General features: G+C 41.0%; 16 protein-coding genes. 6 read left to right on the forward strand and 10 right to left on the reverse strand.

Annotation, left to right across the window (positions count from 1 at the left end; translation table 11 throughout):
• Positions 1 to 20 precede the first annotated feature (20 nt).
• The 4 genes from PJ15_RS10105 to serA form a co-directional block, all read right to left on the reverse strand.
• Positions 21 to 878 carry an EamA family transporter gene (locus PJ15_RS10105; protein ID WP_047430672.1) on the reverse strand — a complete coding sequence of 286 codons (858 nt, stop codon included), beginning with the start codon at positions 876 to 878 and terminating at the stop codon, positions 21 to 23.
• Positions 879 to 917: 39 nt separating this feature from the next.
• Positions 918 to 1,388: a GNAT family N-acetyltransferase gene (locus tag PJ15_RS10110; RefSeq protein WP_047430383.1), complete on the reverse strand. Its 471-nt coding sequence runs from the start codon at positions 1,386 to 1,388 to the stop codon at positions 918 to 920.
• 22 nt (positions 1,389 to 1,410) lie between these two features.
• Entirely contained in the window at positions 1,411 to 2,292 is an 882-nt protein-coding gene (locus tag PJ15_RS10115) for an EamA family transporter (RefSeq protein WP_047430385.1), read from the reverse strand.
• A gap of 104 nt (positions 2,293 to 2,396) precedes the next feature.
• Positions 2,397 to 3,629 carry a phosphoglycerate dehydrogenase gene (gene serA / locus PJ15_RS10120; protein ID WP_004775983.1) on the reverse strand — a complete coding sequence of 411 codons (1,233 nt, stop codon included), beginning with the start codon at positions 3,627 to 3,629 and terminating at the stop codon, positions 2,397 to 2,399.
• A 347-nt stretch (positions 3,630 to 3,976) separates the two neighbouring features.
• On the opposite strand from serA, the gene PJ15_RS10125 reads away from it, so the two are divergent.
• Both PJ15_RS10125 and PJ15_RS10130 read left to right on the forward strand, forming a co-directional pair.
• Positions 3,977 to 5,386, forward strand: a complete 1,410-nt coding sequence (locus tag PJ15_RS10125) for an FAD-binding oxidoreductase (protein ID WP_004775981.1) — start codon at positions 3,977 to 3,979, stop codon at positions 5,384 to 5,386.
• A 75-nt stretch (positions 5,387 to 5,461) separates the two neighbouring features.
• Positions 5,462 to 5,779, forward strand: a complete 318-nt coding sequence (locus tag PJ15_RS10130; protein ID WP_047430388.1) for a hypothetical protein — start codon at positions 5,462 to 5,464, stop codon at positions 5,777 to 5,779.
• A 13-nt stretch (positions 5,780 to 5,792) separates the two neighbouring features.
• Here the strand turns inward: PJ15_RS10130 and PJ15_RS10135 are convergent, their stop codons facing one another.
• Complete coding sequence (locus PJ15_RS10135) at positions 5,793 to 6,581, reverse strand: hypothetical protein (RefSeq protein WP_047430391.1); 789 nt, start codon at positions 6,579 to 6,581, stop codon at positions 5,793 to 5,795.
• A gap of 136 nt (positions 6,582 to 6,717) precedes the next feature.
• Between PJ15_RS10135 and PJ15_RS10140 the strand changes: the two genes are divergently transcribed.
• Positions 6,718 to 7,482 (forward strand): DNA polymerase beta superfamily protein, encoded by a 765-nt coding sequence (locus PJ15_RS10140; protein WP_047430675.1) that lies wholly within the window; start codon positions 6,718 to 6,720, stop codon positions 7,480 to 7,482.
• A gap of 296 nt (positions 7,483 to 7,778) precedes the next feature.
• Here PJ15_RS10140 and PJ15_RS10145 read toward each other — a convergent pair whose 3' ends face one another.
• The 3 genes from PJ15_RS10145 to PJ15_RS10155 form a co-directional block, all read right to left on the reverse strand.
• Positions 7,779 to 8,093 (reverse strand): putative quinol monooxygenase, encoded by a 315-nt coding sequence (locus PJ15_RS10145; RefSeq protein ID WP_047430394.1) that lies wholly within the window; start codon positions 8,091 to 8,093, stop codon positions 7,779 to 7,781.
• 13 nt (positions 8,094 to 8,106) lie between these two features.
• On the reverse strand, positions 8,107 to 8,694 hold the full coding sequence (locus tag PJ15_RS10150; protein ID WP_047430396.1) for an NAD(P)H-dependent oxidoreductase: 588 nt from the start codon (positions 8,692 to 8,694) through the stop codon (positions 8,107 to 8,109).
• 112 nt (positions 8,695 to 8,806) lie between these two features.
• On the reverse strand, positions 8,807 to 9,682 hold the full coding sequence (locus PJ15_RS10155) for a DUF4349 domain-containing protein (RefSeq protein WP_047430398.1): 876 nt from the start codon (positions 9,680 to 9,682) through the stop codon (positions 8,807 to 8,809).
• A gap of 179 nt (positions 9,683 to 9,861) precedes the next feature.
• On the opposite strand from PJ15_RS10155, the gene PJ15_RS10160 reads away from it, so the two are divergent.
• Complete coding sequence (locus tag PJ15_RS10160; RefSeq protein ID WP_047430401.1) at positions 9,862 to 10,233, forward strand: hypothetical protein; 372 nt, start codon at positions 9,862 to 9,864, stop codon at positions 10,231 to 10,233.
• Between the two features lie 358 nt (positions 10,234 to 10,591).
• A complete protein-coding gene (locus PJ15_RS10165) occupies positions 10,592 to 11,827 on the forward strand; it encodes an MFS transporter (protein ID WP_413772464.1) in 1,236 nt (411 codons plus the stop codon).
• A gap of 93 nt (positions 11,828 to 11,920) precedes the next feature.
• On the opposite strand, the gene sodC is transcribed toward PJ15_RS10165, so the two are convergent.
• Positions 11,921 to 12,502, reverse strand: coding sequence for a superoxide dismutase family protein (gene sodC / locus PJ15_RS10170; protein WP_047430405.1), 582 nt, complete (start codon positions 12,500 to 12,502; stop codon positions 11,921 to 11,923).
• A 108-nt stretch (positions 12,503 to 12,610) separates the two neighbouring features.
• Complete coding sequence (locus PJ15_RS10175) at positions 12,611 to 13,705, reverse strand: AI-2E family transporter (RefSeq protein ID WP_047430408.1); 1,095 nt, start codon at positions 13,703 to 13,705, stop codon at positions 12,611 to 12,613.
• Between the two features lie 336 nt (positions 13,706 to 14,041).
• On the opposite strand from PJ15_RS10175, the gene PJ15_RS10180 reads away from it, so the two are divergent.
• Positions 14,042 to 14,392 (forward strand): hypothetical protein, encoded by a 351-nt coding sequence (locus tag PJ15_RS10180; protein WP_047430411.1) that lies wholly within the window; start codon positions 14,042 to 14,044, stop codon positions 14,390 to 14,392.
• Positions 14,393 to 14,443: the final 51 nt, after the last annotated feature.

Below are 14,443 nucleotides of genomic sequence, written 5' to 3' on the forward strand. Positions count from 1 at the left end.
CTAATACTTTCCTTAAAAAATTATGTCTTCCCTCCGCGCAACGTGACACCAATCGACGCGACCATAATACAAGCCAAAGCCACCCATTGAATCAGGCTAATTCGCTCGTGTAACAATACCAGACCTGCTAAAGCTGCAAGTGCAGGCGCAAGGCTGGAAAGCGTCCCATAACTGAGTTTGCTGAGACGTTTCAGTGCCATTAAATCCAGTGCATAAGGTATCGCAGTTGCTAGCAGTGCAATGACCAGTGCTTTGCCCCAATATTGCGTGTCCAGAAGTACAGGAGCATTATTCCATAGACCAAAAGGCAGTAAGGTCATGGCGGATAAACCAATCGCAATGGTCAGCGCATGCATGCCGATATTTTGCTGTACCACACGATGTCCATAATAAATATACAGTGCCCAGAAGAAACCTGCACTCAATGCACATGCCGCACCGATATAGGAAAAATGTTGCGCATTGGCATCATGCCACGGCACCATTAAAGCAATACCTAAAATCGCAAATGCGACCCAAATATAGTCACTGCGCTGTTTAATCGAGAGCAGTGCCAAACCCAGCGGGCCAATAAATTCCAGACCAACAGCAATTCCTTGAGGAAGCTTGCCTAAAGAGGTATAGAACAGAATATTCATACAGCATAAGGCAGCGCTATAACACAGTAAATCACGCCATTTGAGTTCCTTTAATTTGGAAATGATTTTCCATGAACGAAACATGACTGCAACCAGAATGGTGGCAAAACACAGTCTTAAAATCGTCACTGTGAGTGGATCGAGTGTGGCAATCAATTGCTTGGCGAATGAAGCACTGATTTGATAAGACAGCATGGATAAAACCATGTACAACACAGCGACTAACTGAAGATTTTTCATGTTGGTAGCCACTTCATGCATAGGACGATGATAAGGTGTTTAGCCATGAGAATGTATTCCTTGTGAATAAAAAGAACACCATGCCTTTTTGGTTGTTTCATTAATATCGAGTTGAAATTCAAAAGCGATGTGATTCTCTCGAATGACGTTAAAGCCTAATCGTTTATGGAATTTTATAGATAAGGTATTATTTTTTAATGCGTGGCTGATTAAAGTTGTCGCCTGTTTAGCTTCAATAAATTGAATGAGTTGCGAAAGTAATGATGTAAATACCTTTCGTGTTCGGTACTTTGGATGAACAACTAAAATTGGAACAAACCAGGTCTGCTGTTCCATGTACTCAACAGTGAAGTAACCCAGTAATTGCTGATTATTTCGGTATTCGAATAGATAGCCTTGAGTTGAAGCCTGCATTAAAGAGGCCAGATAAGCTGACTGGTTGATGGGTTTACCAGCTTGCTCAGACAAGGTGTTTAAGGTCATCAACGTGAGTTCTAAATATTCTTCCATATGCACTTACTGAATACTTTGATTATCCAGCCTCTTTTTGCTGTCGAGCATGTTGTGTGGTAAAGGTACAACCAATCGAAGCAATGATAATCGTACCCAAGGCAAGCCACTGATTCCAAAGTAACATTTCACCCAGAAAGATAAAGCCTGAGAGTGCAGCAACCGCGGGTTCCAGACTCATCAATGTACCAAAGCTAAGCGGAGTTAAACTGCGCAAGGCGATCATTTCTAAGGTAAAGGGTAAGGCACTGGCTAAAATCGCAAGACCAATAAAATAATATAAATTTGGCAGTTCAAACACCCGATCTATTGCCCCTGAAAAGAGCGCAAAAGGCAGTAAGCAGAGCATACCAATCGACATGCCTAAGCAGACGGTGTGATTACCCGAAATACCTGACGGTTTTTGCCCCGCAATAATATACAGTGCCCAACATGCACCCGCACTCACAGCAAAGAATACCCCGACGAGATCCAGACCTTGTTGCGCTTGCTGTAATGGAAACAATAAGACCAGACCTAAAATGGCACAGCCGACCCAAATAAAATCGTATTTTTGGCGAGCATGATAGAGCGCCACACTTAAGGGGCCGATAAATTCAAAGGCTACAGCTAGACCAAGAGGTAAACGTTCAAGCGATAAATAGAACAGGGCATTCATCCCTGCAAGGGCGACACCATAAGTCAGAATGGCTTTCCAGCGAACCACTTTGAAATTAATAGTCCAGATCTTAAAAATGATGGCCAGAATGATTGCACCAAAAAATAGGCGCATCGCAGAGACGGTCAGTACAGGAAAGCTTTGAAACAGGACTTTGGCTAAAGAACCACTGCCTTGTACACATAACATGGCAATCATCAGGAGCAATAAAGCATGTAGAGGTGTTTTCAGTACAGGGTTAGACATCTTATTTTTTTACATTCAGTATAATATTCACATAATAATTCAAATGCCTATAAAAAAGCCACAGCATCAACTGTGGCTTTTTCTGGATTGTTCTAAGACAGAGATTAGAACAATACGCGAACGCGGATGGTACCTTCAACGTGGTTCAATGTATCAAGCGCTTCTTGAGACGCAGATGCATCAACATCCATGACGAGGTAACCGATATCACCTTTGGTCATTAAAGACTGACCAGAGATGTTGATCCCTTGTTCAGCAAATAATGTATTGATCTTCGATAACACACCTGGAACGTTTTTATGGATGTGAAGTAAACGGTGCTGACCATCAGAAAGTGGCAATGCGATTTCTGGGAAGTTCACCGCAGAAAGGGTCATACCTTTATCTGAATAAGCAACGAATTTTTCAGCAACTTCTAAACCGATGTTTGCTTGCGCTTCCATCGTCGAACCACCCACGTGCGGGGTTAAGATCACATTGTCTAAGCCACGCAGTGGAGACAGGAATTCTTCGCCATTTGCTTTTGGTTCTTTCGGGAATACGTCAACCGCTGCACCAGCGATGTGGCCTGATTTGATTGCGTCAGCCAAGTCTTCGATCACAACACATGTACCACGTGCTGCGTTCAAGAAGATTGAGCCTTTTTTCATTTTCGCGAACTGTTCTTTCTTGAAGAAGTTACGCGTAGATGGAACATCTGGAACGTGTAAAGTCACCACATCCGCAGTTTCTAAAAGTTCATCTAAAGAGCCAACTTGACGTGCATTACCTAATGGTAATTTAGTCACAGCATCAAAGTAGATGACTTTCATACCTAAGCTTTCTGCCAATACAGAAAGTTGTGAACCGATCGAGCCGTAACCGACGATACCCAAAGTCTTACCACGAGTTTCAAACGAACCCACCGCAGCTTTATTCCAACCGCCCGCATGCGTATCTTTCGATTTTTCAGGTACACGACGAAGCAACAGAATCGTTTCAGCAAGAACCAATTCTGCAACCGAACGTGTATTTGAATACGGTGCATTGAAAACTGGGATACCACGAGACATTGCCGCTTTTAAATCGACTTGGTTTGTACCAATACAGAAACAGCCAACCGCGATCAGTTTATTCGCAGCTGCAAAGATTTCTTCAGTCAATTGTGTACGGGAACGAATACCAATGAAGTGAGCGTCTTTAACCGCTTCTTTCAAAGCTTCGCCTTCAAGCGCAGTTTTGTGGTAATCGATGTTGGTATAACCCGCTGCGTTTAAGGTATCGATGGCATTTTGATGCACACCTTCTAACAGAAGGAAACGGATTTTGTCTTTAGGTAGTGATAGATGTTGGCTCATTACGGCTCCGCTACAAAGGCCAAAATTTAGTTGCAGTACTATAGCATACAGCTTTGAGATATAAATATTTCGTTTAAAATTACCGCATCAGAATTGATGATAATTTTTCAGTTAAGAGTGAATTTTATTGGTTAAACACATTTTGTTATCACAGTATCTTTAACCTACGCTTTATCCCATGCCTGCTTCTATGTAAAATGCAGGTATCTGATAGTCAAACCTGAAACCATCAGGTTTGCGCTGTTCTGCCGAGTTTCTATATGTTGGATACTACAATTTAAAATATTGAAAAATATTATATTGTTATCCAGACGCTCTATCTTTACTTCTTGCTAGGCCTGTAAACGATGAATGCTTCAGTCGCTTTAACACCTGAGTTATTGACCCAATTAACGGCAATTGTGGGTGAAAACCGTATTAAAACCGATGCCGACAGTTTGGAAAATTGGGGACGTGATCACACTAAACATTTTGATCCGAACCCATCAGTCATCGTTTTCCCTTCAAGCACTGAACAAGTGCAGGCCATTGTCAAACTTGCCAACCAGTTTAATGTTGCAATTACCCCATCAGGCGGTCGTACAGGTCTTTCAGCGGGCGCTGTCGCAACCAATGGCGAGATTGTAATTAGCTTTGACAAGATGAACCAGATTCTTGAATTCTACCCAGCGGATCGTATGGTACGAGTACAAGCAGGTGTGGTGACTGAGCAATTACAGAATTATGCCGAAGAGCAAGGTATGTACTATCCAGTGGACTTTGCATCAGCGGGCTCAAGCCAGATTGGCGGTAATATCGGGACCAATGCGGGCGGTATTAAAGTCATTAAATACGGTATGACCCGTAACTGGGTACTTGGCTTGACAGTCGTTACAGGTAAAGGTGATGTCCTGCGTTTAAACAAAGGCATGATTAAGAATGCGACGGGTTATTCGCTTCAGCATTTATTTATCGGCGGCGAAGGCACATTGGGTTTAGTCACTGAAGCTGAAATCAAGCTTGAGCGTCAACCACAGAACTTACAGGTACTGGTTCTCGGTGTCCCTGATTTTGATGCAGTAATGCCTGTATTACATGCTTTCCAGAAAGATATCGACTTAACAGCATTTGAGTTCTTTGGTGAACTTGCGATGCAAAAGGTACTCGACCGCGGTCATGTACAACGTCCATTTGAAACACAATGCCCATTCTACGTATTGCTTGAGTTTGAAGCGCCGTATGAGCCGATTGTCGACAAGGCAATGGAAATCTTTGAGCATTGTATGGAGCAAGGTTGGGTACTTGATGGCGTTATGAGCCAGAGCCTTGATCAGGTCGAAAGCTTATGGCGTTTACGCGAAGATATTTCTGAATCAATCGCGCCGTTTATTCCATACAAAAATGATATTTCAGTATTAATTACCCACGTACCTGCATTTATTCGGGAGATTGATACAATTGTTCAAGATAACTATCCTGACTTTGAAATCTGCTGGTTTGGTCATATCGGTGATGGTAACTTGCACTTAAATATTCTAAAACCTGAAAACTTGACCAAAGATGAGTTCTTTGCGAAGTGTCAGGTGGTGAATAAATATGTATTTGATACCGTGAAAAAATATGATGGTTCAATCTCTGCCGAGCACGGTGTGGGCATGACCAAGAAGCCATATTTAGAGTATTCACGTTCGCCTGAAGAAATTGAATATATGAAAGCATTGAAGTTGGCATTCGATCCGAAAGGGATTATGAATCCAGGTAAATTATTTGATCTTTAATGCTTGATTAAATAAAAGAAATTCTGCTAAAAGCGTATCGAAAGATGCGCTTTTTTGTTATGTAGGAAAGAATAAATGGTAGAAAAACAAATGATTTGTCAGGGATATATTTGCTTACATCATAAAGACATTGCTGCTGACTACGTTGATTTTCATAACAAGAATAATGATTTATATATCAGTATGATCTTATTTATAAAAATAGAAGATTCAACTCATATGATACGCCTATATTTGAAAGATGAAGAAAAGAAAATTCTGAATGAATTTTTGGTCTGTGAAATCCTATTTGGACAAGTTCTAGATGAAATTATCTTGATGAAAAATTATCCAATATTGGATTTTCAAGGTAAAAGTGTAGGAATCGCTTATCTAACGGAAATCGGAGAATAACGGAGGAATCACATTACCTTCTATACGCTTTCCAACCTGTCAAAATATGGTAAATCAGTGATAAAAGGCAGAGTGCAAAGAAGCCACAAATTGCAACTGCCCAGACAGGTAGATTCTGTGGATCTCCCAAAAAGAAATAGGCAAAAACTGAATAAGATAACATCCCAAACATCGCCATGGTGCCAAGCGGGAGAGTGATTCTAAAAATTAAGAAGTTGGCAAAGGCTTTGTAAGGATCCATGTTTCGATTCAAAGCATAGGCAATAATCATGACCAAGATATAGCCCATAATAAACAGCATAAACAGGACTGCGGCAAACAGTAGACCCGTGCGCCAACTCTTTTCCTGAGCAGAATGATCACCTGCCTTATAAACCACTTGAATATGATCTCCGACTACAGGAACATCGCCTGAACGAACTGAATTATCCAAGACCAATGTTCTGTTTTGATCATCTTTAAATTGTACTTGTGCCGTATGCATTAAAGTTTTGGTTTTATATTTACGCCCGTTGGAATCCGTACGTTCGGTATCAACCCATTCAGAGTGATAGCTCACGATGGTTGCATCATAGCTAGGCTTAGTCGCTAAACCATATACCGCTTGCGAGACCCAATAGCTAAAAGGGAAAAATAAAGAACTGATGCTAAACACCACAACAAATAAATAAGCAAATTCAAACTTACTGCTGTCACGATTCTTGGCTAAACGCTTTAGCCAAAACTTTGTCAGTACAAAAGACCAGATACATAAGGTCGCAACCACCACCAAGAAAACCTGTCCCGCATAAGTCAGTTGCATGCATGATCCTATTTGTTATATTGAATAGAGCTTGATTTTATCAGTTGGTGATCTTTTTAAAATCAAATGAATGAGTGCAGTCAAAAAGAGTATTGTCTCTCACAAGTATAAATTTTTAAATAATGAAGCCATTGCAATGAATATCCATTACGAAATCGAAAAACTGTTTCAACAACGTCAAGACATCCCCTTATTTTATATCGAAAGTGGCAGCCGTTTATGGGGCATGGCCAGTCCTGATAGTGACTACGATGTACGCGGTTTTCATCTACCGAGTAAAGACCAATATTTTGATTATAAAAAATATCGTGATCTGATTGAGATCATGGACGGAGACTTTGACTTTGTTTCTTATGACCTCGATAAAATGTTTGGGCTACTGGCAAAAAGTAACCCCACTGTTTTGGAGTGGGTCAGAGCACATATTGTGTATTTTAATGCCTTTCCTGAATGGCAGGGTTTTCGTAATGGATTGCTAGAGCGAATCGACTATAGTGCCTTGTATCACCACTATTTATCATTGGCAAAAGGTGGGATGAAAGTGATGCAAACCGCAGATAACTTTACCTATAAAAAAGTCTTTTATTCGATTCGTGGTTTAATGTCGGCTGAGTTGGCAACCCAAGAACAGATGCCTGAATTACTGATCACCGATCTGTTTGCGCAAGTGAATGCGAATGATCCATTACGGCATTGGGCAGAGGATTATCTGGAAATTAAAAAGCAGCAGAAAGAAAAGGTACAACTGCCTGAAGCAGAACAAGCCACGATTCTTAATTTATTGGAACATAAGATCGAGCAGTTGGCGGAAAAGTCGATACAGAAGGCCGATCGTCGTGCCAGTTTGGAAGTGTATTTAACTGAGTATAGCCGTCATTTAAAACAGCATTACTATCAGTAATACAATGCGTTTATTCATGAGCTAAGTTCAATTTAAATATCCATCTATCTATTAGAAAAATAAGATGATCGGAATCTGGTCAAATACTCATCTAATTCCAGAACCAGCCTGCGGCTCGCCCTACTTTTCTTTCGGGAAAAGTAGGCAAAACCATTGTCATCCACAAAACCTGTCCGCTTCTTGGATCTATTAAACTAATTCGCAGAAACAATATCTTATAAAAATCATGCAGGTTGTGGATGACGTTGCCGAGTATCATAAAATTTATGAAGGTTCGATTAATAGTGAACCTTTTTCTAAATCCCGCTGTTTAGAATACGAATTTTCACATCCGCAACATGGTCTTTGGTTGCTTCAAAATGCTGCTGCATATGCGCAGTTTGCATGTGAGCTTCCAAATGAGCGGTACTTTGCCATTTCTCTAACATGACAATGGTATTCTCATCAGTGGCCTGCATCTCAATCGCGGGTAGGTGATCAATCAAAGCTTCATAGCCATGACAGCCGTCTTCTGCTAGTACAGTTGGCGTCACTTTTTTAAATGCATCTAATACCGCTTGACGATGCTCAGCACCTGCATGGGTACGGATTTCAGCAATAATAATTAGCATGACATGTTCTCACTTAATGGGCTGCAAACAATTGATCTAAATGCGCTTTGTAGGCTTCAAGATAGCTTGGTACATTGGGTGCCTTGATGACATCATTGACGATAAATGTAGGTAGAGATTCCATGCCCAAGAATTGATTAGCTTTGTGGAACGGTAAATAAACGCCATCCACACCAACGCCATGGAAGAACTGGTCTGGATCGGTAAAGGCTTCCATCGGTGCATTCCATGTTAAAGACAACATGTACTTTTTACCCTGAATTAAACCACCAGAACCATATTTTTTAGATGCATCTGAACGGCTACGACCATCGCTGGCATACAGTGAACCATGACCAATAGTAAAAATATCATCAATATACTTTTTCATGGTCCATGGCGCACCCATCCACCAGCCTGGCATTTGATAGATCACCACATCTGCCCATAAATATTTAGCAATCTCGGCTTGAATGTCATAGTCACTGTCGGTGCGTGTCACCTGTACGTTATGACCTAAGGTTTTTAAATGTGCTTCGGAAAACTCGGTTAAGGTGTCATTCAATTCGCCATTTGAATGTTCAAACTGTTTGGCACCATTAATAATTAAAATATTGCTCATGGGAGGACTCAGGAATAAATCTCTAAAAATATGGACGCATTTTAGGAAATCTATTCATGAGTAAAAATGCATAAATGAGCAAAATACTATTGATCAAAAATCAAGAATGGAGTTATTCGGTTTTTGATTTTCTCGCTTTATACCAACGACGGATCGCCCATAAGATTGCAATCGCAAGATAAAGCGGCCAGAGCATGACTAACCAGATGATGGTTTCTCTTAAGCCATAGAGTCCGACTTTTATAGCTTCCCAAATTCGGCTGAGTAAAGGATCGCTGTCTAAAGTTGCAATGCGATTGATATTGAGATCACGGCTCTTGCGTACTTGCGCTTGCTGGAAAAACTCAATTCGAATGGTGCTATAAGCCAAACGGTCTTTGACTTCCAGATTCGTCAGTTGCTGTAGTTGATTGTTCACAGCATTTGAAGCGCTATTACTCTGATTGGCTGTATTGAGTTTTTCTTCAAGCAATTTTAATTCATAACGTTTGGCTTCATAGCTCTGGCTATTAAAGTTCAACATGAGTGGCAATAACTGATTCAGGAATGGCGTGACCTGTTCATTGGGAATGCGGACTGTGAGTTGTACAGTCGGGGTAATTTTTTCATAGATGTCGACACTACCATCGATACGATCTCGTTCAGAACGATCACTGACTTGATAATTAATCTGTTTTTCTTCGATATAGCCCTTGTATTGCGATAACTGTTGCTCAAGCGCAGAGGTAGTTTTTAATACATCTTTGACTTCAAATTGGAGTTGGGCGCTTTTAACTAGTTGACGATTTTGCTCCAACGCATTTTGTTGCTGACTCACCAGTTGTTCAGGATTTTTCGCGACATTTTCCTGAATCGCTTCGCTATCGAGTGCAACACTTTCAGTCGCAATAGCAGCCTCATTTGCAGCGTTATCTGGATGTTTTGAACAGGCAACCAAGCTGCTGCCCAGTATTAAAATAACAGTTAATTTTTTAGTTAAATCTGACATCTCTGTATGCCTAAATTGTTGTGATATTAAGGTTATAAAATCAGTATTTTCGATTTATTTGTTTATTTATAAAGGGATTGCTGAATCCAACAAATCCTTGCACGCCATAACATTTTGTTGCTTGGCAATGCTGTTTTGTATAGTAGCATAAATGAGCAATGTGAAGTGGAGGGGGCAAAATGTATAAAATAGCAATGCTGTTGGGATGTGCTTTATTGCTTAGCGCATGTAATCAACCGATCACCGAATCGCAACAACAGGCGGCGGTTCAAAAAAGTACGGCCATGCATGCTGTTTTGCTGGATCAGCCAAATTTATTTCACGATGAAAATAATCTAAAAATAGATCAGCAATTTAATACGGCAGAAAATCCTACCGATGCACAGATCACGGTTGAACAGGCGCAATTGGATGATTCGGTCGTGGCCGTGCGTACAGAATATCAATTAAAGCGTGATCAGGACGTCTGGAAAATTGTGAATAAGAAGCAAAGTTATCAATGTGCCAGAGGCGAAAATACGGAAACCTTCCAGTTTGAGTTATGCCCATAATTATCGGGACTCTATTGTCCAGTCTAAAATCTATGCAAAAATGTGGATAACTTTTAGGTTATTCACATTGTCAAAATCCCTGTGGAAGATGGATTAAAATTGCTGTCATTTTAAAAAAGTGCTAAAGTTGCGCCTGGCGATTTAGCCAAAAGGTAAAAACATTTACCAGTCTCACGTAAATAGATTGTTTTTCTTATATACACCTAGTGAATACGGTGTTTTCACATTTATCACATGCTTTTTTATAGCATGAAATCAAAATTTAAATCTAAACCATAAAATCTCGTGGTCGTAATCCTGTTTTCTTTTTTTGAAAATGGGACGGGCGCTAGTTGGTTATTTTTGTGAATAAAACATGATGACAAATAATCAGAACATGACGTTAAACCGTATAACGCTCATGTTTCCTTTAGCTTTAGTGCTATTTGAATTTTCGGTTTATATCGGTAATGACCTGATTCAGCCAGCCATGCTGGCCATTACAGAACAGTTTGCTGTGAGTGCAACTTGGGCGCCATCGTCAATGTCATTCTATCTGTTGGGTGGTGCCAGTGTGGCATGGTTACTTGGGCCACTTTCGGATCGGCTTGGACGTAAAAAAGTATTACTGGCAGGCGTGGCTTTCTTTACGATCTGCTGTTTACTGATTTTGCTGACACATAATATCGAGCAGTTTTTAACATTACGTTTCCTGCAAGGTATTGGTTTATCTGTGATTTCAGCAGTGGGTTATGCTGCGATTCAAGAAACCTTTGAAGAGCGTGATGCGATCAAGGTGATGGCATTGATGGCAAATATTTCTTTGCTTGCACCTTTGCTCGGACCTGTACTGGGTGCTTTCCTGATTGATTATGTCTCGTGGCATTGGGGCTTTGTCGCCATTGCGGCGGTGTCTTTCATGAGCTGGTTTGGTTTAAAGAAATTTATGCCAGCTACACAGGAAAGTCGCAAACAACCGAAACAGCCATTTAGCTATATTTTTGATGACTTCAAGAAAGTGTTTAGCAATCGCCGTTTCCTCGGTTTAAGCATTGCTTTACCTTTGGTTGGTATGCCGTTAATGCTCTGGATTGCTTTGTCACCAATCATTCTGGTGGATGAGTTGAAGCTGAGTAGTGTGCAATATGGCTTGGCCCAGTTCCCTGTGTTCTTTGGCCTGATTATTGGTAATGTCATCCTAATCAAGATTATTGACCGTTTCCCTTTAGGTAAAACCATTTTAATGGGCTTACCGATTATGTTACTGGGAACGCTGTTCTTGGTGTTGGGGGTGATCTGGCAAATTTATCTGGTGCCATGTTTATTGATTGGCATGACATTGGTAAGTTTAGGCGAGGGGATCAGTTTCTCTGTGATGTATCGCTTTGCCTTAATGTCATCTGAAGTGTCAAAAGGCACGGTTGCAGCGGCAGTTTCGATGCTGATGATGGTCAGTTATTTTGTCATTATTGAACTGGTACGGGTGCTGTATACCCATGTGCATATCTGGGCTTTTGCACTGGCGAGTGTGGTGCTGATCGCTTTCTGGTTTGCACAACCTCGGAAAGTATTAAAACAGGTCATGCTGGAACGTAAAGCAGAAGGCATGAACTAATAAAAAAGCTGAGATCAATGTCTCAGCTTTTTTATACTGCTCAAAACAACAGCAAAACTGTGGATATCTTTTTAGATACCCACAGTTGGTAAATTATTTAATCACACCACAGGCAATACGGTCTCCGCCACCACCTAAAGGTTTCGGTGAGTCAGAATAATTATCGCCGCCGACATGAACCATGATTGCTCGACCTTGGATATCAGCCAGTTTTAAACGTGGCGCGATCACAGGCGTAGTTGCAAAACCTTTCTCATTCACGACTAAAACAGGCAGGTCACCTAAATGACCATCTTCTGGCGTACCGTGATGTGGCGCATTATTTGGATTTAAATGACTTCCAGCTGCCAGTGCCGCACCCATTTTGCCATCTTTCATTGCCGCTTCACACGAGCCATTTTCATGGATGTGGAAACCATGTTCACCTGGAGAAAGCTTGCCGAGAGCTGGCGTGATTAACAGGCCTTTTGGGGTTTCCTGAAAAGCCACTGTACCAATTGAAGAGCCAACACCTTTGGCATCGACCTGATAGACTTGTACCAGTTGTTTTTGCTCTTGCGTGGTGGATTGGGTCTGGATTTTAGATGCATTGTGATCTAAATCAGCAGAGGAACAGGCAGCAATACTTAGGCCTAGACAGCTCAGTAAAGAGAGTTTTTGAATCGTAGAAGTCATTGCGAAGATATCCTTATAAATTATCTTTATTTGACGATTCAAACAAAGTCAGGGATATCCCGCAAGTAACATTAATCAATTAATGACAAAAAATTAAACAAAACAAACCTATTTGTTCTCAGGTGGTGCATCCAGCGCGGCAACCGGTTCTTCAACATTTTCATGCAACCATTCACGCCAGATCGCCAGCAGAATCGCCAGAATCACAGGGCCAATGAATAAACCGACTAAACCAAAGCTGGCAATCCCGCCCAGTACACCAAACATGATCAGGATAAATGGAATCTGGGTGGCACCTGAAATGACCAAGGGACGAATTACATTATCCGAACTGCTGACAATCAATACGCCCCACAGAACCACCCCAATTGCTTCCATGGTCTGGCCTTGTGCAAATAGCCACAGACCGACACCCAGATAGGAAACTGGCGTACCAAAAGGAATCAGGGCAAGGATAAAAGTCACCATGGTGAGCAGCATTGGGTTCGGTACACCCGCCACAAAGTAGCTCAGACCAGCCAATAAGGCTTGCGCCACTGCTGTTAAACCGACGCCATAGACTACCGCGCGGGTTGTTTCTGAAATGGTGTCCAGATAATGATGCACACGTGGCCCAATCACCATTTCCAAGGCACGGCTAACCTGAGACAGGATCATTTGTCCATCACGGTAGAAGAAGAACAGGGTCATGATTGCAAAAGTGAGTTTAACCAGATTTCGGCTAATTTCACTGAGAACAAAACGTCCATAACTCAAGTGGCTTTGAATCCATTCCGCAATATTCTTGGTAATGCTATTGGGATCATTACTCAGTTCATTAATGGTACGGCTGATGTCTTTACCAATAATCGGCAGGTTCTTGATAAAGTCAGGAATCTGAATATGGCCTGAGAACAGTTGACGCTGTAAATTAAAATATAAATTGCGCCCTTCCAACTGCAACATAAAGATGGCAAAGATGAACGGAATCCCGATCACTAAAATCACCAGTGTGATCATCAGTGTGGCATTTAAGGTTGGACGGTTTTCACCAAAGAAACGACGCTGTACCCATAAATACACAGGCCAGGTCATATAAGCAATAATGGCAGCCCAAAGCACAGGGACAATAAAGTATTTGAGAATACTGAATCCCAAAAAGAGCAGGACAAAGAACAGTCCAAATAGCAAAACGCGTTGTAATATGGGAGCGTATTGTTGCACAAGCGTCCGTCTCTAATCATAAAAGTTGAATAAAATCATATTAACTGAAAAATGGGCACAGTAAAATTTCATTCGGTAATTTCACGTTTAAATCTTTTAGGGCAATAAAAGCCTAGAGTTTAAAATGTCATCCCTATACTTTTTTAGCTATTGAATAAGCTGAAAAGAACCAGACATATTTAGAAAAATTATTACGTCACAGATGCATAAAATACATGAATTCACCTTAGCAACATTTGCTATCGAGTTTAATACAGGAGTCGGCAAAGAGTTACAAAGCATATTGCTAGATTAAATCCATCACGTATCCATAAATGAATTTTAAGGAGTAGTACGATGGCTTATTCAAATAATCAGAATCAATCACCTGAAAAAGCAGATCCGCATAATCAAGCAAAAGTGAATCCCAATGAGGCTTCCCAGCCCAATGACAAGGTCGCGAAGCTATTGAGTAACGATAAAGTCAGTTATCAAGAGGTTGAAGGGCTGACAGATACGGATCAATTACAACAGACCTTAGATCAGAGTGCTGCTTCTCAAAACCCTGAGGGCAGTCACGGTAATGAAAATATTCGTAAAGCGGTTGAAAGCCTAGATCGCGATGAAATGAAGCATAACTTGAAAGATGAAAGTGCTGAAAAAGATGAGCCTAGCCCTAATCCAGCCCCTTTCATCACTCCCAAATGAAGATCAATTCACTCTGAATAGATGAAGAGTGAGAACCAAATTTTTTACTTG

This window comes from Acinetobacter sp. neg1, assembly GCF_000788125.1.
Classification (GTDB): domain Bacteria; phylum Pseudomonadota; class Gammaproteobacteria; order Pseudomonadales; family Moraxellaceae; genus Acinetobacter; species Acinetobacter vivianii.

What these genes read in the sequence shown, in the direction of transcription:
- PJ15_RS10105 (WP_047430672.1), bottom strand. Translation starts at nt 878, where the DNA reads ATGAAAAATCTTCAGTTAGTCGCTGTGTTGTACATGGTTTTATCCATG.
- PJ15_RS10110 (WP_047430383.1), bottom strand. Translation starts at nt 1,388, where the DNA reads ATGGAAGAATATTTAGAACTCACGTTGATGACCTTAAACACCTTGTCT.
- PJ15_RS10115 (WP_047430385.1), bottom strand. Translation starts at nt 2,292, where the DNA reads ATGTCTAACCCTGTACTGAAAACACCTCTACATGCTTTATTGCTCCTG.
- serA (WP_004775983.1), bottom strand. Translation starts at nt 3,629, where the DNA reads ATGAGCCAACATCTATCACTACCTAAAGACAAAATCCGTTTCCTTCTG.
- PJ15_RS10125 (WP_004775981.1), top strand. Translation starts at nt 3,977, where the DNA reads ATGAATGCTTCAGTCGCTTTAACACCTGAGTTATTGACCCAATTAACG.
- PJ15_RS10130 (WP_047430388.1), top strand. Translation starts at nt 5,462, where the DNA reads ATGGTAGAAAAACAAATGATTTGTCAGGGATATATTTGCTTACATCAT.
- PJ15_RS10135 (WP_047430391.1), bottom strand. Translation starts at nt 6,581, where the DNA reads ATGCAACTGACTTATGCGGGACAGGTTTTCTTGGTGGTGGTTGCGACC.
- PJ15_RS10140 (WP_047430675.1), top strand. Translation starts at nt 6,718, where the DNA reads ATGAATATCCATTACGAAATCGAAAAACTGTTTCAACAACGTCAAGAC.
- PJ15_RS10145 (WP_047430394.1), bottom strand. Translation starts at nt 8,093, where the DNA reads ATGCTAATTATTATTGCTGAAATCCGTACCCATGCAGGTGCTGAGCAT.
- PJ15_RS10150 (WP_047430396.1), bottom strand. Translation starts at nt 8,694, where the DNA reads ATGAGCAATATTTTAATTATTAATGGTGCCAAACAGTTTGAACATTCA.
- PJ15_RS10155 (WP_047430398.1), bottom strand. Translation starts at nt 9,682, where the DNA reads ATGTCAGATTTAACTAAAAAATTAACTGTTATTTTAATACTGGGCAGC.
- PJ15_RS10160 (WP_047430401.1), top strand. Translation starts at nt 9,862, where the DNA reads ATGTATAAAATAGCAATGCTGTTGGGATGTGCTTTATTGCTTAGCGCA.
- PJ15_RS10165 (WP_413772464.1), top strand. Translation starts at nt 10,592, where the DNA reads ATGACAAATAATCAGAACATGACGTTAAACCGTATAACGCTCATGTTT.
- sodC (WP_047430405.1), bottom strand. Translation starts at nt 12,502, where the DNA reads ATGACTTCTACGATTCAAAAACTCTCTTTACTGAGCTGTCTAGGCCTA.
- PJ15_RS10180 (WP_047430411.1), top strand. Translation starts at nt 14,042, where the DNA reads ATGGCTTATTCAAATAATCAGAATCAATCACCTGAAAAAGCAGATCCG.